General features: G+C 63.4%; 26 protein-coding genes. 11 read left to right on the forward strand and 15 right to left on the reverse strand.

The window, feature by feature from the left end; all coding sequences use genetic code 11:
* Window positions 1–8: 8 nt before the first annotated feature.
* The 14 genes from HWX91_RS39215 to HWX91_RS39280 are packed head-to-tail and all read right to left on the reverse strand — an operon-like array spanning window position 9 to window position 9652.
* The gene (locus HWX91_RS39215; RefSeq protein WP_042277296.1) at window positions 9–734 is read right to left on the reverse strand and encodes an EscT/YscT/HrcT family type III secretion system export apparatus protein; all 726 of its coding nucleotides are present in this window, start codon (window positions 732–734) and stop codon (window positions 9–11) included.
* A 2-nt stretch (window positions 735–736) separates the two neighbouring features.
* The gene (gene sctS / locus HWX91_RS39220) at window positions 737–1012 is read right to left on the reverse strand and encodes a type III secretion system export apparatus subunit SctS (protein WP_028200319.1); all 276 of its coding nucleotides are present in this window, start codon (window positions 1010–1012) and stop codon (window positions 737–739) included.
* Entirely contained in the window at window positions 1009–1659 is a 651-nt protein-coding gene (gene sctR / locus HWX91_RS39225; RefSeq protein WP_042277301.1) for a type III secretion system export apparatus subunit SctR, read from the reverse strand. The genes sctS and sctR overlap by 4 nt, the downstream gene beginning before the upstream one ends.
* A complete protein-coding gene (locus tag HWX91_RS39230; RefSeq protein WP_028200321.1) occupies window positions 1656–2627 on the reverse strand; it encodes a FliM/FliN family flagellar motor switch protein in 972 nt (323 codons plus the stop codon). The genes sctR and HWX91_RS39230 overlap by 4 nt, the downstream gene beginning before the upstream one ends.
* Window positions 2624–3472: a FliH/SctL family protein gene (locus tag HWX91_RS39235; protein WP_028200322.1), complete on the reverse strand. Its 849-nt coding sequence runs from the start codon at window positions 3470–3472 to the stop codon at window positions 2624–2626. The genes HWX91_RS39230 and HWX91_RS39235 overlap by 4 nt, the downstream gene beginning before the upstream one ends.
* On the reverse strand, window positions 3466–4041 hold the full coding sequence (locus HWX91_RS39240; RefSeq protein WP_028200323.1) for a hypothetical protein: 576 nt from the start codon (window positions 4039–4041) through the stop codon (window positions 3466–3468). The genes HWX91_RS39235 and HWX91_RS39240 overlap by 7 nt, the downstream gene beginning before the upstream one ends.
* A complete protein-coding gene (sctJ, locus tag HWX91_RS39245) occupies window positions 4038–4991 on the reverse strand; it encodes a type III secretion system inner membrane ring lipoprotein SctJ (RefSeq protein WP_081833260.1) in 954 nt (317 codons plus the stop codon). The genes HWX91_RS39240 and sctJ overlap by 4 nt, the downstream gene beginning before the upstream one ends.
* Complete coding sequence (locus HWX91_RS39250) at window positions 4991–5314, reverse strand: hypothetical protein (protein ID WP_052660839.1); 324 nt, start codon at window positions 5312–5314, stop codon at window positions 4991–4993. The genes sctJ and HWX91_RS39250 overlap by 1 nt, the downstream gene beginning before the upstream one ends.
* Before the next feature lies 1 nt (window position 5315).
* Window positions 5316–5771, reverse strand: coding sequence for a tetratricopeptide repeat protein (locus HWX91_RS39255; RefSeq protein ID WP_028200325.1), 456 nt, complete (start codon window positions 5769–5771; stop codon window positions 5316–5318).
* A gap of 54 nt (window positions 5772–5825) precedes the next feature.
* Window positions 5826–6155 carry a hypothetical protein gene (locus HWX91_RS39260; RefSeq protein ID WP_025496410.1) on the reverse strand — a complete coding sequence of 110 codons (330 nt, stop codon included), beginning with the start codon at window positions 6153–6155 and terminating at the stop codon, window positions 5826–5828.
* A complete protein-coding gene (locus tag HWX91_RS39265; RefSeq protein ID WP_244144193.1) occupies window positions 6152–6430 on the reverse strand; it encodes a hypothetical protein in 279 nt (92 codons plus the stop codon). Before HWX91_RS39265 ends, HWX91_RS39260 begins: the two co-directional genes overlap by 4 nt.
* Window positions 6408–7505: an FHA domain-containing protein gene (locus tag HWX91_RS39270; RefSeq protein ID WP_028200327.1), complete on the reverse strand. Its 1098-nt coding sequence runs from the start codon at window positions 7503–7505 to the stop codon at window positions 6408–6410. The genes HWX91_RS39265 and HWX91_RS39270 overlap by 23 nt, the downstream gene beginning before the upstream one ends.
* Window positions 7495–9480, reverse strand: coding sequence for a type III secretion system outer membrane ring subunit SctC (sctC, locus tag HWX91_RS39275; RefSeq protein WP_028200328.1), 1986 nt, complete (start codon window positions 9478–9480; stop codon window positions 7495–7497). The genes HWX91_RS39270 and sctC overlap by 11 nt, the downstream gene beginning before the upstream one ends.
* Entirely contained in the window at window positions 9458–9652 is a 195-nt protein-coding gene (locus HWX91_RS39280) for a hypothetical protein (RefSeq protein ID WP_049813602.1), read from the reverse strand. The genes sctC and HWX91_RS39280 overlap by 23 nt, the downstream gene beginning before the upstream one ends.
* A 240-nt stretch (window positions 9653–9892) precedes the next feature.
* Between HWX91_RS39280 and HWX91_RS39285 the strand changes: the two genes are divergently transcribed.
* From HWX91_RS39285 to HWX91_RS39335, 11 genes are all read left to right on the forward strand, one after another.
* Window positions 9893–10213: a ribbon-helix-helix domain-containing protein gene (locus HWX91_RS39285; protein WP_244144194.1), complete on the forward strand. Its 321-nt coding sequence runs from the start codon at window positions 9893–9895 to the stop codon at window positions 10211–10213.
* A gap of 182 nt (window positions 10214–10395) precedes the next feature.
* The gene (locus tag HWX91_RS39290) at window positions 10396–10782 is read left to right on the forward strand and encodes a hypothetical protein (RefSeq protein ID WP_127837906.1); all 387 of its coding nucleotides are present in this window, start codon (window positions 10396–10398) and stop codon (window positions 10780–10782) included.
* Window positions 10783–10892: 110 nt separating this feature from the next.
* Window positions 10893–11093, forward strand: a complete 201-nt coding sequence (locus tag HWX91_RS39295) for a hypothetical protein (RefSeq protein ID WP_127837905.1) — start codon at window positions 10893–10895, stop codon at window positions 11091–11093.
* Window positions 11094–11285: 192 nt separating this feature from the next.
* Window positions 11286–11852: a TIGR00645 family protein gene (locus tag HWX91_RS39300; RefSeq protein ID WP_028200330.1), complete on the forward strand. Its 567-nt coding sequence runs from the start codon at window positions 11286–11288 to the stop codon at window positions 11850–11852.
* A gap of 54 nt (window positions 11853–11906) precedes the next feature.
* Window positions 11907–13430, forward strand: coding sequence for a fumarate hydratase (locus HWX91_RS39305; protein WP_028200331.1), 1524 nt, complete (start codon window positions 11907–11909; stop codon window positions 13428–13430).
* Window positions 13431–13620: 190 nt separating this feature from the next.
* Window positions 13621–14100: a bacterioferritin gene (bfr, locus tag HWX91_RS39310; RefSeq protein WP_025496401.1), complete on the forward strand. Its 480-nt coding sequence runs from the start codon at window positions 13621–13623 to the stop codon at window positions 14098–14100.
* 193 nt (window positions 14101–14293) lie between these two features.
* Window positions 14294–15181 carry a glutamate racemase gene (murI, locus tag HWX91_RS39315; protein ID WP_028200332.1) on the forward strand — a complete coding sequence of 296 codons (888 nt, stop codon included), beginning with the start codon at window positions 14294–14296 and terminating at the stop codon, window positions 15179–15181.
* A 216-nt stretch (window positions 15182–15397) separates the two neighbouring features.
* Entirely contained in the window at window positions 15398–15634 is a 237-nt protein-coding gene (locus HWX91_RS39320) for a (2Fe-2S)-binding protein (RefSeq protein WP_028200333.1), read from the forward strand.
* Between the two features lie 247 nt (window positions 15635–15881).
* Window positions 15882–16610 (forward strand): energy transducer TonB, encoded by a 729-nt coding sequence (locus tag HWX91_RS39325; protein ID WP_028200334.1) that lies wholly within the window; start codon window positions 15882–15884, stop codon window positions 16608–16610.
* A 28-nt stretch (window positions 16611–16638) separates the two neighbouring features.
* Entirely contained in the window at window positions 16639–17370 is a 732-nt protein-coding gene (locus HWX91_RS39330) for a MotA/TolQ/ExbB proton channel family protein (RefSeq protein WP_028200335.1), read from the forward strand.
* Between the two features lie 16 nt (window positions 17371–17386).
* Complete coding sequence (locus tag HWX91_RS39335; RefSeq protein WP_028200336.1) at window positions 17387–17806, forward strand: ExbD/TolR family protein; 420 nt, start codon at window positions 17387–17389, stop codon at window positions 17804–17806.
* 403 nt (window positions 17807–18209) lie between these two features.
* Here HWX91_RS39335 and HWX91_RS39340 read toward each other — a convergent pair whose 3' ends face one another.
* Window positions 18210–19196, reverse strand: coding sequence for a LysR family transcriptional regulator (locus HWX91_RS39340; RefSeq protein WP_028200337.1), 987 nt, complete (start codon window positions 19194–19196; stop codon window positions 18210–18212).
* Between the last annotated feature and the right edge of the window lie 82 nt (window positions 19197–19278).

Below are 19278 nucleotides of genomic sequence, written 5' to 3' on the forward strand. Positions count from 1 at the left end.
CCGGTGGCTTACGGAATCAGATGAATCACGTGCTGGAAGACGAGGTGCAATTGCGCAAACAGCGCGGGCACGCTCAACACCACCGCCAGAGAAAGCACCAGCGCCTTGACGGTGCGCGCCGTCGCAAACGGGTTGAGGCGCTTCGCGTGGCGCGACATCAGTCCGAACGCGATGTCCACCATCAGCACGAGACCGAGCAGCGGGCTTGCGAGCCGCACGCCGTCGATAAACGTGTCCGTGATATTGCGTAGCGCGAGTTGCCGGAAGACGTCGACCAGATCGGTGCGCCAGCGTCCCGGTGGCCATAACACCCAGGCGTCGGCAAAAAAGCCGAACAGCAACGGCAAGCCGGGCCCGGTGAAGAGCGTCAACGCGGCGAACTGCAGGAACAATGTTTCGAACAGCGCCGCGTCCTGCTGGAAGTTCGGGTCGTACATCGCGGCGCTCGCGTAGCCGCCCTGCTGGTCGAGAATCGCGCCGGCGGCGGCGGCGGCATGAAAAATCGTGCTGAGCAGCAAGCCCAGCGCGATGCCGGTGGCCACCTCGAGACCGGCGCCCGCCAGCAGATGCGGCGGCCAGCCGACCTGCTGCGGCAGCATGGCGAGCGCCAGCAGCACCGGCAGGCGCAGCGCGATACCCAGCGAGCCGCTCTGCCCGAATGGAATCAGAAAGAGCGCCACGGCGGGGCGGATCGCGCAGAAGGCGAAGCCCTCCAGATAGTCGACGTGGTTCATGTTCAGTGCAGGCGCCCCGCCGCGATGAACGTGAAGACGTGCGCGAGAAAACGCGCCAGTTCGCGACTGGCCCACGGTCCGGTGAGCATCAGCACGAAGCCCACGCAGATGATCTTCACGCCGTACGGCAGGCTCTGATCCTGAACCTGCGTGATCGATTGCAGGAGGCCGATCACGAGACCCACGGCAGTGGCGACCGCGAGCGCCGGCAAGGAGAGCCAGAACACCAGTAGCAACGCGTCGCTGGACAAGGTGGCGAGAGTCGGCACGCTGCTCATTTGGCGTAGCCGACAATGAGGCCGTGCATCAGCCTGGACATGCCCGATACCGATACGAAGACGAACAGCTTCAACGGAATCGATACCGTGCTCGGCGACAGCATCATCATGCCCATCGCCGTCAGTACGTTGGCCACCACGAGATCCACTACCAGGAACGCGATATACAGCAGGAAACCCGCTTCGAAGCCGCTTGAAATCTCGCTGATCAGAAACGCGGGAATCAGAAGCGGCATATCGGTTTCGCGCGCGTCGCGGGCGGGGTCGATCCGCTTCGCGGCCGTGACGAGAAACTGCCGCTCGGCGGGGCGCGAATGCTTCATCATGAAATCGCCAAGCGGGCCGCGCACCGCCTGCAGCAACTCGGCGGGGCGCGGCAGGGCGCCGGTGCTTTCAGCGCCCTGCCCGTCGTCGAGAGCCGACTGGATGGCGGCAATCGTCGGCGCCATCACGACCAGCGTCGCCGCGAGCGCGAGGCCCGAGATCACGAGATTGCTCGGCGCCTGCTGCACACCGAGCGCGGAACGCAGCAAGGTCAGAACGATGCTGAACTTCGTGAACGAGGTGGTCATCACGACCGCGAGCGGTAGCAGGCCCATCATGAAAAACAGACTGACGACCTGCAACTGGTCGAGTTGGGCGATCATGCCGGCAGATCTCCGTGCGTCAATCGCGTGACGCGCACGCCGAGCGATCCCTCGATATCGATCAGTTCGCCACGCGCGAACGGAATCCCTTGACATAGCAACGTTACCTTCCGTTCGCGCGTCGGCAAGCGAAATGCGACGATCGATCCCTCGCGCAAATGCGCCAGTTCGGCAACCGACAACGACAGCGTGCCGAGCACGGCGTCGAACGGAAAAGTCAGGGCGTCGATGGGCAGCAGTTCGCTGCTCACTTCGAGGGGTGTTGCGGCTTCGGTCAAGACTTGGTCAATCATGGTGTGCTCCTCAGTAAACTTCAACAAAACCCTGCCCGTACCCATTCGCATAGGCACACGCAGGCAACAGGAATGACGGTCGAATAGCAGTGCGTCGCCCACTGCGATCTTGCGCAGGCGCGGCAGCGTTAAAGACGGACCGCTCACGCAAACAGGCAGGCGCACGTGAAGACGTGCGAGCAGCGCCTCGCGGCCGACCGGGGGCGGCGGCCGCTGGCGCAGCCAGGCGTCGACGGCCGGACTGCGAAACGAAAAATGTGCTGTGCGACCGCTCGCGGTGTGCGTCACGGCGACGCCGTAGGCGCCGGTCGGCGCGAGCGCATCGAAGGCAACACCGTTCACATCGAAGGTGAAACCAAACAGACCTTCGAGCGCACACAGCCAGTCGCTCAGGGCGTCGGTGATATGCGTGAGGGCCGCGTCGCCGCGCGCGCCGAGCACCGGCGTGGCGAGTTCGGGCAGCAGCGCGCCGGCGTCGCACGCCACGCTGAACGGCGATTGCGCGGCAACGCCCGAGAGCAACAGCGGATAGCGCTCGCGGCACGCTTCGAATTGCAGCGTGAAGCGCCGCGCGCCGACCTGCACCGCGAGCGGGAAACCAAAATGCCGGATCGCCAGGTTGTGGCGCTCCACGTCCTCCAGCGCGAGCGTCTCCATGTCGGGCCAGAGCGTCATGCCGCCTCCCGGATATACGGGCGACGCACGATGCGCACGACGTTCGGCGGCAGGGCCGGCGGCAACGGTGGCAGAGACGGTGGCAACGGTGGCGAAGGCGGCGGCGGCGAAGGCGAAGGCGAAGGCGGCGGCGGCGCGATCGTCACGGGCGCCGACAAGGCGGTCAACGCGTCGCGCACGCCGTGCTCGATCGCCGCCAGCGTCGTGCGGCCGGCCCGATCCGGGAAGTCGTATTGGTGCAGCATCGCAGCCACGCCGTCGCGCATGCCCTGCTCCAGCGCGCGCAACTGCAACTTGAGGCCGCCGTCGATCACGCCCGCCTCTGTTTCGATCACGCATGAGTGTGCCGGCAGACCCGCATCGGCAAGCACTGTGCATAGCGGCGCGCCCAGTTCGCGTTCAACCGTGCCGATCAGTTGCTTCGCCTCGTCGAACACCTGAGGGGCGACGCGCACCGAGACCAGCCGCTGTGATTGCGCAACGATGACCGAGCGGCGCAACTGATTCGCGAGCGCCGCCGAGGGCGGCAATTCGCCCACGATGTCCGTCACGGCCTCGAGCACCATGCGCATGAGCCGCTCCTCGAGACGATGCGCCGCGTACGCCGCCGCAGCCGTGCGCGCGACCTGCTCGCGCAACGCGGCGGCGACGCCGGACGCGTGCCCGCGCCGCCACGCCCGCCGCTTGAGCTCACGGGCGAGCGTCACGAGCCGACTGCGCTCGCGGGCGGTTTCAGCAGCGCGCTCCGCCTCGACGGCGCGCAAGCCATCGAGCGACAGCTGCTCACGTATGCTCAGATGCCCGTCGCATTCAATTCGCCACGGGCCAATTCGGCAGATCAGCATGGCTTGCCCTCCAACAGACGTCGCGCGGCGGCGACCAGCTCGCGCGCGTCGGCGGCGGTGAATTCGTGCACCTGGTAATGCGACGCGGCTTCTGAAATCCCGCGCGGCAACCTCAGGCTCCACCAGAACGCGTAGCGCGAATCTGCGGCAGCTTCGAGCGCCAATGCGAGGCCGACCGCCGTCATCTCGCGGCGGCTGAACAGCGGCGGCATGGGTTCGATCCGCAGATCGGCAACGGCCGCGCGTGGGTGACGCTGGATCGCGCCGAGCATGCGCGGCGCGACGCCCATCGCGAAGGCGGTGCGCGCCTGCGCGGCGACCACGCGGCGCAGCGAACGGGCGAACGCGAGCGCGGCAACGATGCGGCACAGGCGAGCGCACGCGGGACGCGGCCAGATCGGCAGCGCGGGCGGCACGTCGGAAAGCGCCACCTGAACCAATTGCGGGTAGCGGCCAAACAGCGCCGCATGTGCATTGCGCGCGGCGCGTTCGTTGCGGATCGGACGGCCGTCCTCGAGCCAGCTGTGATGCGCCCAGTCCGCCGGCGCGCAGGTATAGGCGTGCTTCATGCGTCTTCTCCGGGATGCTCCGTCGGGCCGCCCGCTTCTCCTGCTTCTCCTGCTTCTCCTGCTTCTTTCGCTTCGCCGGCTGCGCGTGGCTTGTCGCCCGCCATCGGCTCGCGGCGCCCGTCTGACGCGCCTGCCGGCTTGCGGCCGTCGCGCGGCTCGCGTTCGAACCGCGTGCGCAGACCCGAGCGCCATAGCCAGACCGATCCCGACACCAGCAACACCAGCGCAGCCAGCGCACCGAGCACGGTGGTGGCACGCGACGGCATGCGCGCCCTGGCTTCGGTACAGGTCGTCACGCTGACCGCGCCTGCGGCGCTGGCCACATCGTTTCCGCCGGCGATGTCGTGATCGTTGTCGCAACCACCAGGAAAACTCAGCACCGGCGTGACCGGCACGAGCGTCAAGGCCACGCGCTCGGGCATCAGTCCCTCGACCCCACCCGCCACCAGCGCGCGAATCCGGTCACGCATCGGTTCAAGATTGGTGTCGCCCCGGTAGCGCATCATCACGGAGGCCGACGGCAGCGTGTCGTGCGTCGGGTCCATCGGATCCTTCTCCGGCAGCACGATATGCACGCGCGCCAGCAACACGCCGTCCATCTTTTCGAGCGTTTCGGAGAGTTCCTGCGACAGGCCGAACACGTAGCGAATCCGGTCCTCCTCCGGACTTGAGATCAAACCCTGGCGGCTGAACAGGTCGCCGAGGTTGGCGTGGCCGCCGCGCGGCAGCGCATAAGCGCTCGCGAGTTCGGTGGCGACCACCGCGTCTGCGTCGTCGACGGAAATGTTCCAGCTCCGGTCGGCGTTGCGTTCCTTGTAGCCATTGATGCCGTGATGGCTCAACGCGGCGACGATCCGGTTCGCCTGGTCCTCGTCCAGGCCTTCGAATAGCGAGGTTCTGCAGCCGGCAAGGAGGAGCAGCATCGGCAGCAGGATCAGAACGCGGCGCATCAGCTTCGCTGCGACAGCGTCTGGATCGCGCGACCGGCTTCGTCGGCGACGCGCACCGTCATCTGCACTCGCACCGCGAACGCGCCCATGTCCGCCTGGAGACGCAACATGTCCGAGGTCGAAATGCGGCCGGAGTCGAGCTGCTCCATGTGCGTGTTCAGTTGCTGTGCCGACGCGTCCTGCGCGTCCTGGGCGCGCGCCAGCAGACGTTCGATCAGGGAGCCGTCGGCAGCCGCGTCAGCTGGCTGGCCGATGGTCTGGGCGCCGACGGTGGACCAAGGATCGGCCGGCGGCGGCGCGGTAATAACAGGGGGTTGCAACATATCAATGTCCGCTTCGGATAGTCAGTCGTTCATTGGTGGATAGAAAGACCGCAGGGCTCGCGGTCTGGGTCGCGCTGGCGGCTCGCGCGTAGGGCACGCACTCGGGCAGACCGAGAAAGGCCGCCGCCATGGAACTGGCGCCGGGCTCGTCGGCTGTGACGCTCATCAACATCCGCACGCCGGCCGCGTAGCGCTGCTCGAGCACCAGACACACGCCGAGCCAGGCGCGCGCGAGCATGCTGGCGGGCGCGACGTCCATCGCCCGGCCAAACAACAGCGAGGCGCCGCGATAGTTGGCGCGGTCCAGTTCGACAAGACCAAGGCCGAGATACGGAAAAGCGCGCTGCGGATACAGCAACGCCAGTCGCTCGAACAGATAGCGCGCCTCGTCGAAGCGTCGGTAGACGCGGGCGTAATGGCCGATCGAAATCAGCAGTTCCAGGGTATCGTCCTGCATCGATGAAGCTCCCGAAGACACCCGAAGGTGTCTCCGTCCGGTTAGGAAAAAACGTTAGTGGGAAGCGCGAGCGGTTTCCTTCTGCGCGTCAGTCAGGCCCTGGATACAGGACGTCGCGACGCTCTGGGTCGTGTTGACCGCGCCCATGGCCTGCTGCACTTTCATCATCGCGACGTTCTGCTGTTTGTCGTCCGCGCCTTCGGCCTGTTGCAGCTTGTTGTCGAAGTCCTTGTTCTGCTTCTCGAGGATCTTCGCCAGCACTTCCGACACTTTCTGCGCGGAGATGCCGCCGGTCGCGCCGACCGTGGAACCGCCATCGCCGCCGCCAAAGCCGCCGAAGCCGTTGGCCCCGGTGTTCGGAGCTACTGTGTTGACCTGATTCATGATCTGGATTCCTTTCTGTTGTCACGCGCGTTTGTGAAGTTGGCACTTCGTTCCACCACTTGCCGAGCCGCGCGCAAACACTCGACAAGCAGAATCAGTTCTCTTTGCAGGGCCGGCGCCGCGCTTTGCAGCACCTGGCTCAGGGCGGCGATTTCGTCCGTCAGTTGCGCAACGATGGCCGCGCAACCCGCGCCGCCGCCTTCGGCGAGCCGCTGTTCCAGCAGCAGATCGGCGCAGGCGCCAAGGGTGCTTTTAACGGCAGTTTCTGGGGGCATGGCTCGCCTCCATGAAAAATTCGTATACCGAACCATCGTCGTCGCGCGTCACTTCCGCGGCGCACGCCGAGATGCGTGTAATCCGGCCCACCGGCAGCCGCGCCCCGACGAAATAACGCGTCCCTTGGGCGTCCGTGAGCCAGAGCGCATGTTTTCCAACCAGCAGATTCATGCCGAGCGCGTCGAGGGGCACCCGCACGCGGCCCGCGCCCGGCGCATGGCCTGGGAAGGCAAGGCCGCGCAAGCCGTTGATTTCGCCGCGCGCCAGCCGCTCGACGCGGCCGTAGTCCCACGATTCGGGCGACACGAAGCCACGTCCATCGGGCAGCGTCACGCTGAACGCACCGGGTTCGGCGGCACGCACCTCGGCGCCGCGGTAATAGCGGGCGAGGAACTCCCGGACCGCGTCCTGCAACTGGTCGAGCACGATCACCCGCATGACCGGCGCGCGTTGCCGCGACCACGCGCTCGCGCTCAGCGCGGCGAGATCGGTTTGCGTACGTACGTAGCCCTCGTAGACGAGCGCGCCGGACTTCGGATCGACATGGGTCTTGACGAGCCGAAAGGTCTCGCTGGTTCGAGATGAACGCGGCGGGTCCACCAGATGGTTCGACGCGAACCACGGAAGAAGCGCCAGCGCGCACGGCGTGGCGACCACGCAGGCCCTCAGGATCGGCGAAGCGTCCGACCAGCGTCTCGCCACGTAAGCGAGCGGCGCATGGCGCAGCAGATAGGCCCGCTCGGCGTCGCGCGCCATCGTCGTGGTGGGCGCATCGCGTCCGCTGAAACGGAATTTGACCGGCCCCGCCGAGAACCACGCACCACGCCGCAACAGCACGCGACGCCCTGGCGCCAGGCTTCGCCCGAACACCGCGACGCCAGCCCGATGCGCGGTCAACGCGAGGCGCGCGTCCTGCAGCTGGACACTCAGATGGCGCGCGTGGACCCCTTCGTCGATCACCATCAGATCGGCCTCGCTGTTGCTGCCGATCTGCAGTAACCGACCCGGCTGCAGCACCACGCTCGCGCCGGTGTGCACGCCGTCCGTCACCTGGATTTGCGCATCAGCGGTCACGGCGGTTCTCCCACGGCATCCGGTTCACCGGCTCGAGCGCTGACGGAGCCGATTGCATCGATTGGCCTGACGGTTTCGCTTGCGTCGCCTGGCCAGCCGGCAGCAACGCCGCGCCGACCTGCGACGGCACGGCCATGGCCGTAGCAGGCGCCACCGCCGACGCGCGCGCCAGTTGGCTCGTCAAATCCGGCGCTACGTCGCCGCCCGACGCGCGCTTCATGCGCGGCGTGATGAGAATCAGCCGCACGAGCCGCTCGTGAGTGGTCCCGGTGGAACGGAACAGCGCACCGACATACGGCACATCGCCTAGCCACGGCACCTTCGAGGTGCTGCTCTCGCTGCGTTCGTATTGATAGCCGCCGATCAGCAGACTTTCGCCGTCGCGCACCACGGCCTGTGTCACGATCGAATGGTTGTCGACCTTTGGAATCCCATCCACCGACATCGTCGAGTTGAAGCCGCCGTCCTCGATCTGGATATTCAGGCGGATGCTGCTGCGCGCGTCGCCGGTCGCTTCGACACTCGGCGTCACTTTCAGCGTGAGCCCCACGTCGATATTGAACAGATCGACGTCCTGATTGCCCGCGACCCGTACGTACACCGAACTGCGCGAGGTCAACACTGCCTCGGTGTTGTTCAGCGTCAGCACCTGCGGACGTGAGAGCACGCGCGCCTTGCCGGCGTCCTCGAGGGCGTGGAGCTGGGCGAACAGGTACTGCGCCGAATTGCCGACGAGCGTCGCGAGATTCAACCCGCTGGCGGCGCTGGCGGGAGTCAGCAACCCCGGATTGCCGAAGCTCACCGGCGCGTTCATGGTCCCGGAGGCACCATTGACGCGCCCGCTCGCGCCGCCCCACTGCATTCCGAGCGAACGCGCCGCGCTGGACGACACGTCGATCACTACCGCATCGATCTCGACCAGCTCCTGCGGCTGATCCAGCATCGCGATCGCGCGCTCGTAATTCGGCATCATCGAAGCAAGGTCGTTGACGACCACCGAATTGGTGCGCGGATCGGCAAGGATGTTGCGCCGCGCGGGCGTCGCCGCCGGCGGCGCAGTCTGGGCATTCTGCGCGCCCGGCAGCGGCGGCGCGCTGTGGGTATCACTGTCGTCATTGCTGTCGGAACTGGACGGCGTGCCGGCGAGACCCAGGCCGCGCAAGCTCGGCAGCGGCGGCGGCGCGCCGCGCGCGTTGCGCACCTCGGCGCGCGAGCGAGTCACGGCGGGCACGCTTGCCTGCCACGTGTCGTTCATCAGACGGCGCAGCAGCGAGGCCACGCCCGGCACCACCTGATCTTGCGAACGCACCGTGTAGTGAATGTCTTCCGCCTGCGCGTAACGCAGCGGAAAAATCCGGATCACGGTCTGATCGAACGAAGGCTCGACCGTCGCCTGGCGTTGCGCCTTGTCGATGGCCTCAGCCACCGCGTCGACGAAAATCGCAGGACCGGCCACGCGCGCGGTGGTCGGCGAGTAGCGGACCGGCAGACGGGCATCGTCGAGATCGAGGTTGCGCAGCAACGAAGCGACCGCGTCGCGGGTCAACGGCGCGAACGGGATGACACGACTGCGCACGCCGGCCGCGCTTGTGACGTGCATCGCCCTGCCGTCGAAATACCAGACCAGACCGTAGGCCTCGACCAGTTGCGCGAACACATTGCCCGGCGTGTCGTCGAAACGGCCGTTGACGACGCCCTTGACGTCGCGGCCAATGTCCGCGGTCAGCCCTTCCACGGCGAGTACGTCGCGCAGCACGTCGGGCAACGGCGCGCCGTTCACCGCGTAGTGCATGGTGGCGCCTCGCCATACGGGCGTGGCGGCAGGGGCTGCCGACACCAGCAACGCCGCCAGAACCGCCGCTCCCGCAAGCTGGCCGGCGAGATGACGCACGGCTCGCGCTGCGGGCAGCGGCGAGCAGGCAGGTCGGCCACCGCCTTTCCTTCTGGTCGAATCATTGCGCAACATCATATGCATTTGAAAATTCCTGGCCACGTTTATTGACTACGTCAGCCATGAATTTAATAGCCCCGACAAAATCGCGGTCATATACATGTACGACAAAGAGCGGCAACACAGCGAAATTCCGGCCGATTAAATTTTCATTGATCGAAAACAAAAAAGCCTCTTGAAAGGCCTTTAAATTCATTTCGCATATCCAGAAAATAAGACATTCATCGATTTATTAACGTCGTATCCCTGTATGACCCATCAGGCACTCCATAAGATGAAGATTGGCGAACTGCCACTCACTTCATCCAGACATGCGAAACATCCGGTTCTATTTATCTCGTCAATTTAGCGACACCAATAAAAGCCTTGCGGCAGGAGTTGGCTTCATCGCATTACCTGTCGTCGCGTGTTCATGCATTCCTACACGCGAACGCCTATGCGGATGACAGAGTATTGCAACTTCACTCCCGCGCTGGCACGGCCACGGCTGCGCTCCGTTCGTATCAACGGACTCGCAACCTGTCTGCGGCTGGAAGAAGTCTATTGGCGAATCATTGAAGAAATTGCCCGCCAGAAATCCATGTCGGTGGGGAAACTGATTTCTCAATGGGCACGCGAAATTGATTTGACGCAGGAGACGGTCTGCAACTTCACCGGCCTGATACGCATTATTTGCGTCACTCAATTACTTGACAAAAAACATCCAATCAATCTGGAAGCAATCGATCCCGATGCCTTGCGGAATCCGCCTCAATAATCAAGAAGGAGATTTATCGAAAAATTGAAACAGACTGATCCGTTAGCTTTATAAAGTCTTTATCCGGCGGCTGACGCGCTATTTGCGCTTCACGAAATCGCCGCACGGCTTTTTCTGGCTCGACAATGGGCCAACACGAGGATATGAGTATGACGAATGCAATTGGTGACGGTGGCAACGGTATGGCTTTCGATATGGGCGCCAGCATGCCTTTCGATTTGGGCGGCGGTCCGGGCGCGCTGCAAGGCGGTATGCAGGCCGACGCGAATGTCGGCGCCACGCAAATGTTCGCTCCTCCCGACGACGGCGGCGTTGGTGATATGGGCGCAGTCGGCCAGGTCGCCCGGCACGCGCCTGCGCAACAGGCCGGCGTCGCCGAGGACAATGGCGCGGCCCAAGGCGCGGGCGGCAAGAGCGGCGGCGGAGCGGACATGGCCCAGGGAATCGGCCAGATCATGGACATCATTAAGCAAGCGCTCTCCGCCGCGACGCAACTGATCTCGCCGATCCTCGGCATGATCACGTCCATGATGGGCAAGGCCGGTGGCGCCGGCGGCGGCGGCGCCTGAGCGGGACGCTCAACGCGAGCTTGACTCGCGCTGAACGCAGCCGGCCGCCGCACGGGTCGCCGGGTCATCCAATAAACCAGTCGGCTGCGCCGCTCTGACCGGACCTCCGCTTGAACCACTACGTCCGGTTTCTCATTACCTTGATGTTGCGGGGCGGCAGCAATGCTGGAGTCGGCAAGTCCATTGTCGAATTCGCTCCCGCCCCGCTGTTCACGCTACCGCGCTTCGCAATCGCCATCGCGGCGTGGCCCGTGCTGCGCCTCGCGAAGGTGCGCCGCGCCGCAGCAATTTCATCCAACGCTGTACAATAGCGCGCCTGACGCGAGCTTCTCCGGCCTCCCTGGCCGCGTACTGCGCCGTCTGCGCCCTGGTTTGCGTGCTCGATCGCGCGTTTGATTTGCGCGTCGGGACAGCGCATTTGGTCCGTGTTCCGTCACCTGCGTTTCATCTGACTCTTATCTATGTCCGCTTCGCGACCCGACTCCGCCCGTCAGCGCCGCCCGATGCGCCCGCTGCCCGTCATCATCTTCATGAGCCGCTGGCTGCAGGTGCCGCTGTACCTGGGGCTGATCGTCGCCCAGGCAGTCTACGTCGTCCTGTTCCTGAAAGAGGTCTGGCATCTGGTCAGCGCGTCCATGACGCTCGACGAAACCAACATCATGCTGGTGGTACTCGGCCTGATCGACGTGGTGATGATCTCGAACCTGCTGATCATGGTGATCATCGGCGGCTATGAAACCTTTGTGTCACGCCTCGGTGTGGAAGGTCATCCGGACGAACCGGAATGGCTCGACCACGTGAACGCCGGCGTGCTGAAGGTCAAACTGTCGATGGCGCTGATCAGCATCTCGTCGATCCATCTGTTGAAGACCTTCATCAGCCCCGACCAGAATTCGACGCACGCCATCATGTGGCAAGTGATCATTCACGTCGCGTTCCTCGTCTCGGCGTTGGTAATGGCACTGGTCGACCGCCTCACCACGCATACGCACCCGAAACATTTTCAGGAGCCCACGGCGCTGCATGTCGTGAGCTCGCACGATTCCACTCCCCTGAAGGCGCACGACTGACGCACTGCCCCGCGCGTCGGAATAACAAGCGCCATTGTCCCTACTGAGCTAGCCATGACCGTCATCAAACAGGAAGATCTGATTCAGAGCATCGCTGATTCGCTTCAGTACATCAGCTATTACCATCCGCTCGACTATATCCAGGCCTTAGGCCGCGCGTACGAGCTCGAAGAGAGCCCGGCCGCGAAGGATGCAATCGCGCAGATTCTCACCAACAGCCGCATGTGCGCCGAAGGCAAGCGCCCGATCTGCCAGGACACCGGCATCGTCACGGTGTTCGTGAAGGTCGGCATGGACGTGCGTTGGGACGGTGCGACGATGGGCGTCACCGAGATGATCAACGAAGGCGTGCGCCGCGGTTATCTGAACCCGGACAACGTGCTGCGCGCGTCGATCGTGAGCCCGCCGGAAGGCGCTCGCAAGAATACGAAAGACAACACGCCGGCCGTGATCCACTACGAGATCGTGCCGGGCGACAAGGTCGACGTGCAGGTGGCGGCCAAGGGCGGTGGCTCGGAGAACAAGTCGAAGTTCGCGATGCTGAACCCGTCGGACTCGATCGTCGACTGGATTCTGAAGACCGTGCCGACCATGGGCGCGGGCTGGTGCCCGCCGGGTATGCTCGGCATCGGCATTGGCGGCACCGCTGAAAAAGCGATGGTGATGGCGAAGGAATCGCTGATGGATCCGATCGATATTCAGGACGTGATCGCACGCGGCCCGAAAGACTGGATCGAAGAACTGCGAGTGGAACTGCACGAGAAGGTCAACGCGCTCGGCATCGGCGCACAAGGTCTTGGCGGTCTTGCCACCGTGCTCGATGTGAAGATCATGGCCGCACCGACGCACGCGGCGAGCAAGCCGATTGCGATCATCCCGAACTGCGCGGCGACCCGTCACGCGCATTTCACGCTCGATGGCTCGGGCGTCGCGAAGCTCGAAGCGCCGTCGCTCGACGCATGGCCGAAGGTGCAGTGGGAACCGGACACGGAAAAGAGCCAGCGCGTCGATCTGAACACGCTGACGCCGGAACAAGTCGCCTCGTGGAAGCCGGGCCAGACTCTGCTGCTGTCGGGCAAGATGTTGACGGGCCGCGACGCCGCGCACAAGCGCATCGCCGACATGCTCGCCAAGGGCGAAAAACTGCCGGTCGATTTCACGAACCGCGTGATCTATTACGTCGGGCCGGTCGATCCGGTGCGCGACGAGGCAGTCGGCCCGGCAGGCCCGACCACCGCCACGCGCATGGACAAATTCACCGAGACCATGTTGTCGCAAACCGGCCTCATTTCGATGATCGGCAAGGCCGAGCGCGGCCCGGTTGCAATCGAGGCAATCAAGAAGCACAAGGCCGCGTACCTGATGGCCGTAGGCGGTGCGGCTTACCTCGTGTCGAAAGCGATTCGCAGCGCGAAGGTTCTCGCGTTCGAAGACCTCGGCATGGAAGCGATCTACGAATTCGACGTGCAGGACATGCCGGTGACGGTTGCCGTCGATTCGAACGGTACCTCGGTGCACCAGACCGGCCCGAAGGAATGGCAAGCAAAGATCGGCAAAATTCCGGTCGCGACGGTTTGATCGCTATTGACATCCTCTGAATAATTTAAAGCCGGGGCCCGAAACCCCGGCTTTTTTATGATGAAATGAGAACGGTACGCATCACGCGAAAAACCCTCTGAAATCAGGCCAGAATCTGATTTTTTGCCTTGGCTTTTCGCGTTTCGACGTTTATTGTTCTGGGAAAATCAAATCCCTATAAGGACACATCATGCAAGGCGACAAGAAGGTCATCGAATATCTCAACTCACAGTTGAAAAACGAACTGACCGCGATCAACCAGTACTTCCTGCACGCGCGGATGTACAAGCACTGGGGTCTCGAGAAACTCGGCAAGCATGAATACGACGAATCGATCGGCGAGATGAAGCACGCCGACTGGCTGATCGAGCGCATTTTCATGCTCGACGGCCTGCCGAACCTGCAAGACCTGCACAAGCTGCTGATCGGAGAGGAAACCAAAGAAATCCTCGCTTGCGATCTGAAGCTCGAACAGATTTCACAGAGCACCTGTAAAGAAGCGATCGTGTATTGCGAATCGGTTCGTGATTTCATCTCGCGCGAAATCTTCGTGAAGATTCTCGACGATACGGAAGAGCACATCGACTGGCTCGAAACGCAACTCGACCTGATCGACAAGGTCGGCATCCAGAACTACCAGCAAACCGCAATGGGCTCGATCGAGTCCTGATCGAACCGAGGCACGTAGAACCCGCGCGCCGGCTCATGGGTCTGCTCATACGCGATCCCGCCTGGCTGGTGATCAGCCGGCAAGCGAGTCGGCCCGTTTGCCAAAGCAGGCGCCGTGCGGGCGATATACTTGCGCACTTCCCCGTTTTCGTGAGTTTCCCGTGACCGGTGCGCCGCGCGTCTCCTTATCGCCTATGTCCACAGAATCGCCGTCTTCGAGTGTCGGAATTGCCAACTCCGGTGACAATTCACGAGCGCCGGTCGGCATTTTCGATTCGGGTCTGGGCGGTTTGTCGGTGTTGCGGGCGGTTCGGGCGCAACTGCCCAACGAGGCGCTCATCTACGTTGCCGACTCGCTCTACGCCCCCTACGGCGAACGCGACGACGACTTCATCGCCGATCGCACCCTCGCAATCGGAGAATGGCTCGCCAAACAAGGCGCGAAAGCGCTGGTGGTCGCGTGCAACACGGCGACCGCACAGTCGATCGCGCTGGTCCGTGAAAAGCTGGCGATCCCGCTGGTAGGCGTCGAACCGGGCATCAAACCCGCCGCGCTGCAGTCGAAAACACGTGTTGCCGGCGTACTCGCCACTCAGGTGACGTTGCGCAGCGCGCGCTTCCAGGCCTTGCTCGAGCGCTACGCCAGTGACTGCCGTTTTCTTTGCCAACCGGGCCACGGGCTCGTGCAGGCGGTGGAACGCTGCGACGTCGGGTCCGCTGAACTGCGCGCCCTGCTGCGCAGCTACCTGGAGCCCATGCTCGACGCCGGCGCCGACACTCTGGTGCTCGGTTGCACCCACTATCCGTTTCTCGACGCGGCGATCCGCGATATCGTCGGCGACCGGCTGATGCTGATCGACACGAGCGTGGCCATCGCGCGTCAGCTGGAACGGGTACTCGATCAGCATGGGCTGCGCGCCATGGCGGCAAGCCCCGGCTCTGTTCCGGCCCGCTTTTATTCGACCGACGACGGCGCGCATCAGCAGCAACTTGCCGCGACCCTGCTGCATATCGACGCAACGGTCGACCGGGTCGTGATCCCATCGCGCCGCACGGCCGCGCCGGATTCCCAAGCCGCATAAAGACTCTCGCCCGCCGTGCTTCGGGCCGCCAGACGGCCTTTTCGCATGGTTTTCGGACGTTTCTGCCCTCTTCCCGCCACCCGCGCCCCAGCCGCTCCGTTAGACGAAACCCTTCTAAGAGTCTGGTTTTGTTACAAAAAATGATGCAGGAGGCTTGCCAAACCGGCCAATCAAAATGATAATAGTTCGCATTAACGTTAGCTATGACGCCCTGCCATGATTGTCTGTGTCTGCAAGTCTGTTTCTGACCGAAAGATCCGTGCCTCGATCGCGGAAGGCGTCGATTCGTTCGACGAACTCCAGTTCGAACTCGGCGTCGCTAGCTGCTGTGGCAAGTGCGCGGATTCCGTGCGCGACGTCATGATGGAAAGCGGCGTGTGCGCGAGCCGTTGCGGCTTCGACCATCACTCGCAACCCGTGCCGCTGACGTTTTACGAACGCAAGGCCGCCTGAGTCCATTTTCAGGGCGTGGCCCATGCCGCGCCCCGGGGCTTGCCGCCCCACTGCTTCACGCGTTATCCCACTGCCGTCAGCAAGCCAGTATCCGTACCAGCCAGCTACCCCGCTCATCCGTTAAAAGGAGTTCGAGATGGAATTGCTGATAGGTTTCGTGACCACTTTGTTCATTTCGCTGCTGATCTTCCGAAAATGACGATGTCTTGTCTGACGTGCCGCATCGACTGCACGCCTCCACGCTAACATGCAGGCCTCGCATACCGTTTCAGCCCGCACCACGCCGGCTTCGTCCCTCAGAATGAACTCCCGTGCCTTGAGCGCGACTGCCGCGGTCGCGGCGATTCATGTCGCTTTGCTCGCCGTGATCCTGACGCTGCGTCATGACCCCACGCCACCGGCAATCGAATCGCGCGTCATGACCGCCCAGTTGCTGCCGCCGGCGCCAGTGGCCGCGCCCGTCGCGTTGCAATCGATCGCGCCGCCACCGCCCAAGCCGACGCCGCCGGTCCATACCAAAGCCAAAGTCCAGCCAAAGCCGACACCGACGCCCAAACCAGCGCCTACGCCGCTACCCGAGGCTGCCGCGCCGTCGCCCACGCCTGTCGCGGCGCCTGATCCGACGCCGCCCGCGCCGGCCGCACCGCCCGTTCAGGCGGCGCCGGCGGTCGGCCGGCCGACGATGGAAATCACCGCGCCGAAAAACGTTTCGCACATCGACTGCAACATGGTCACGCCAGAGTACCCATCGCTGTCCAAACGGCGTGGTGAAACCGGCACGGCCTATGTGAAGTTCGTGGTCGGACTGACGGGCAAGCTCGAGAACATCGAACTGAAAAAGAGCAGCGGCTTCAACCGTCTGGACGATGCCGCGCTTGCCGCGGCGCACGCGAGTGCCTGCAAACCCTATCTCGAGAACGGCCAGCCGGTTCGGGCCGCGTACACCCAGCCTTACAACTTCAATCTGAACGATTGAGGCGGATTTCAAAAAAGAAGGAATAGCAATGCAAAACTACGGACTGGCGCACGTGTGGGCGCAAGGGGATTTCGTGACGCGTGGTATCGCGCTCGCGCTGTTGATCATGTCGGTGATGTCGTGGAGCGTGATCGCCATCAAGGGCTGGAATGTGATGCGGCTGAACCGTCTCACGAAGAACGCCGAGCAGCAGTTCTGGCATTCGGACGATCTCGCCGACGGCGTGAAGAAACTCGGCGGCGGTTCGTCGACGCCGCAGGACAATCCTTTCCTCGCGCTCGCGCTGTCGGGCCAGGAAGCCGCCGATCACCATCACCAAACCCAGCCGCATCTGCATGATCGTATGGACGTGTCGGACTGGGTGACACGCTGCCTGAAAGACACGATGGATGACAGCGTCGCGCGCATGCAAAGCGGTCTGGCGATTCTCGCCTCGATCGGCAGCACGGCGCCGTTCGTCGGTCTGTTCGGTACGGTGTGGGGCATCTATCACGCCCTGCTGGCAATCGGCGCAAGCGGCCAGTCGTCGATCGATCAGGTCGCGGGCCCGGTCGGCGAAGCGCTGATCATGACCGCGTTCGGCCTGTTCGTCGCGATTCCGGCCGTGCTCGGCTACAACGCGCTGACGCGCGCCAACAAGGCGATCGTCGCCAAGCTGAGCCGTTTTGCGCACGGCCTGCATGCGTTCTTCGTGACGGGCGCCCGTCTGTCGTCGTCCAAGCGCGGCGACGGTTTGCGTCTCGCCACGCGCGCTCACTGATCGACGAGGTATTCCGATGGCAATGAGCCCCTTCGCCAGCGACGATGACGACGGCCTGATGAACGAAATCAACATGACGCCGCTCGTCGACGTGATGTTGGTTCTCCTGATCGTCTTCATGGTGACGATTCCGGTGATTCGTCACGCGGTCAAAATCGATCTGCCGCATGCAAGCAGTCAGAAGGAAGATACCAAGCCCGCGCAAGTGACAATCGCGATCGATGCGGACGGCAACGTGTTGTGGGACGACAAGAAGGTCGACGACGCGGCGCTGAGCGCGAAGATTGCAGAGGCCGCGCAAGCGAATCCGCAGCCGGAGCTGCATCTGGATGCGGACCGCAAGGTCGCGTATGAGAAAGTGGCGCAAGTGATGTCGGCGGCGCAGGCCGGCGGCCTCACCAAGATCGGCTTCGTCACGCAGCCTAAAACGAAATAAGGGCAAGCGCTCCACGCATGGCGTCGCGCCCCTGTTAAGCAACGCCTGCCGAAAAAGCAGAATAGCCCTTGAAACAGGTGCTAAAAGTAAAAGGCCTTCATCGTCAGATGAAGGCCTTTTTTTGTGCGCACTCGGCGCCTTCGGGCGGCGGGATCACTTACCGTCAGAAGATGACTGATAGCTCGAATCACCGCATGCGACAGCCGTGGTCGACACGGACAGCGCGGTCAGCCCTATCAGGCCCACTATCATAGAGGCCATGAGTTTTCGCATAAGAGACTCCTTAGCGAAGGGATTTCACTATAGGCCCGCAGACGCGCGCATTCAAGCAAACTGCCATTGAAAGTACTCATGACAGGCGGCGCTTAAATGCTAAAAGCGATGTTGCCACCCGGAATAAGTGCTATGACGCGAGCGCGAGAGCCGGCCGCGCGGCGTCTTGTGTGTTTCGCGTCGGACACTCGCCCATGATGTGCTTGCCTTCGTCCGGATCGAGCATTTCAACCAGATAATCGACGAACGCCCGCACGGCCGGCACCATTCCCTGCCGCGACACGAATACCGCATACAACTGCGGCGTCGGAAACGTCCAGCCCGGCATCACAGGCGACAACTGCCCCGCGCGCAACGCGCTGCCATACATCATTTCCGGCAACGCGGCGATACCCACGCCGGACAGCACCGCTTCACGAATCGTCATGAGATCGGCGGTGACGAGGCGCGGCTCGTGCTCGTGCGCGTGGCGCGTGCCGTCCGGAGCAATCAGATCGAAGACGTGGCGCCCGTCGCCGGTCGGCACGTCGAGCGTTTCAAAACGGCTGAGATCGGCGGGCAACAGCGGCGGCGCATTCTGCTGCAACAGGCTCGGTGCGCCGACCAGCAGCTGCTGCGTGCGCCACAGCGGGCGCACCACGATGTTGGCGTTCTCCGGCGGATCGGAACGCACGCGCAACGCGATATCGATCGAATCGTCGAACAGATCGACCACGCGGTTCGTCACGCGCATCACGACCCGCACTTCCGGGTAGCGATGCATGAACTCCGGCAGAATCTGCGACAGGATGGTTTGCGAAACCGTCACCGGCACGCTCACGCGCACCGTGCCGCGCGGCGACGAACGCAACTGCTGCACCACGTTGACGGCCGCCTGCGCCTCGCTCAGCATCGCCTGACAGTGCTGGTAGAACAATTGACCGGCCTCAGTGAGCGCCAACTTGCGAGTGGAGCGTTGCAGCAGGCGCACGCCCAGCGACGCCTCCAGCTCGGTCAGCCGGCGCGACAGGCGCGACTTGGAAATACCCAGCACGCGCTCGGCGGCGGAAAAACCGCCATGTTCGACGACCTGCGAAAAGTACATCAGGTCATTCAGATTGTGTGAATCGATCTTCATCTCATCGTTCCAGTAATAGAACAATCCATTGCGTGAGGGCGGCTGGCACCTAGGAAAACGGTCCCTATAATAGCTCTATGTT

This window comes from Paraburkholderia fungorum, assembly GCF_902833645.1.
Classification (GTDB): Bacteria; Pseudomonadota; Gammaproteobacteria; order Burkholderiales; family Burkholderiaceae; genus Paraburkholderia; species Paraburkholderia fungorum.

Excerpts from the sequence above, each read along its gene's own strand:
- HWX91_RS39300 (WP_028200330.1), top strand. The coding sequence starts at position 11,286 with ATGCGCCCGCTGCCCGTCATCATCTTCATGAGCCGCTGGCTGCAGGTG.
- HWX91_RS39250 (WP_052660839.1), bottom strand. The coding sequence starts at position 5,314 with ATGTTGCAACCCCCTGTTATTACCGCGCCGCCGCCGGCCGATCCTTGG.
- HWX91_RS39320 (WP_028200333.1), top strand. The coding sequence starts at position 15,398 with ATGATTGTCTGTGTCTGCAAGTCTGTTTCTGACCGAAAGATCCGTGCC.
- HWX91_RS39340 (WP_028200337.1), bottom strand. The coding sequence starts at position 19,196 with ATGAAGATCGATTCACACAATCTGAATGACCTGATGTACTTTTCGCAG.
- sctS (WP_028200319.1), bottom strand. The coding sequence starts at position 1,012 with ATGAGCAGCGTGCCGACTCTCGCCACCTTGTCCAGCGACGCGTTGCTA.
- HWX91_RS39255 (WP_028200325.1), bottom strand. The coding sequence starts at position 5,771 with ATGCAGGACGATACCCTGGAACTGCTGATTTCGATCGGCCATTACGCC.
- HWX91_RS39325 (WP_028200334.1), top strand. The coding sequence starts at position 15,882 with ATGCAGGCCTCGCATACCGTTTCAGCCCGCACCACGCCGGCTTCGTCC.
- HWX91_RS39260 (WP_025496410.1), bottom strand. The coding sequence starts at position 6,155 with ATGAATCAGGTCAACACAGTAGCTCCGAACACCGGGGCCAACGGCTTC.
- HWX91_RS39240 (WP_028200323.1), bottom strand. The coding sequence starts at position 4,041 with ATGAAGCACGCCTATACCTGCGCGCCGGCGGACTGGGCGCATCACAGC.
- sctJ (WP_081833260.1), bottom strand. The coding sequence starts at position 4,991 with ATGCGCCGCGTTCTGATCCTGCTGCCGATGCTGCTCCTCCTTGCCGGC.
- sctC (WP_028200328.1), bottom strand. The coding sequence starts at position 9,480 with ATGCATATGATGTTGCGCAATGATTCGACCAGAAGGAAAGGCGGTGGC.
- sctR (WP_042277301.1), bottom strand. The coding sequence starts at position 1,659 with ATGATCGCCCAACTCGACCAGTTGCAGGTCGTCAGTCTGTTTTTCATG.
- HWX91_RS39230 (WP_028200321.1), bottom strand. The coding sequence starts at position 2,627 with ATGACGCTCTGGCCCGACATGGAGACGCTCGCGCTGGAGGACGTGGAG.
- HWX91_RS39330 (WP_028200335.1), top strand. The coding sequence starts at position 16,639 with ATGCAAAACTACGGACTGGCGCACGTGTGGGCGCAAGGGGATTTCGTG.
- HWX91_RS39235 (WP_028200322.1), bottom strand. The coding sequence starts at position 3,472 with ATGCTGATCTGCCGAATTGGCCCGTGGCGAATTGAATGCGACGGGCAT.
- HWX91_RS39290 (WP_127837906.1), top strand. The coding sequence starts at position 10,396 with ATGGCTTTCGATATGGGCGCCAGCATGCCTTTCGATTTGGGCGGCGGT.
- HWX91_RS39285 (WP_244144194.1), top strand. The coding sequence starts at position 9,893 with ATGCGGATGACAGAGTATTGCAACTTCACTCCCGCGCTGGCACGGCCA.
- murI (WP_028200332.1), top strand. The coding sequence starts at position 14,294 with ATGTCCACAGAATCGCCGTCTTCGAGTGTCGGAATTGCCAACTCCGGT.
- HWX91_RS39335 (WP_028200336.1), top strand. The coding sequence starts at position 17,387 with ATGGCAATGAGCCCCTTCGCCAGCGACGATGACGACGGCCTGATGAAC.
- HWX91_RS39305 (WP_028200331.1), top strand. The coding sequence starts at position 11,907 with ATGACCGTCATCAAACAGGAAGATCTGATTCAGAGCATCGCTGATTCG.
- bfr (WP_025496401.1), top strand. The coding sequence starts at position 13,621 with ATGCAAGGCGACAAGAAGGTCATCGAATATCTCAACTCACAGTTGAAA.
- HWX91_RS39280 (WP_049813602.1), bottom strand. The coding sequence starts at position 9,652 with ATGAATTTAAAGGCCTTTCAAGAGGCTTTTTTGTTTTCGATCAATGAA.
- HWX91_RS39215 (WP_042277296.1), bottom strand. The coding sequence starts at position 734 with ATGAACCACGTCGACTATCTGGAGGGCTTCGCCTTCTGCGCGATCCGC.
- HWX91_RS39265 (WP_244144193.1), bottom strand. The coding sequence starts at position 6,430 with ATGCCCCCAGAAACTGCCGTTAAAAGCACCCTTGGCGCCTGCGCCGAT.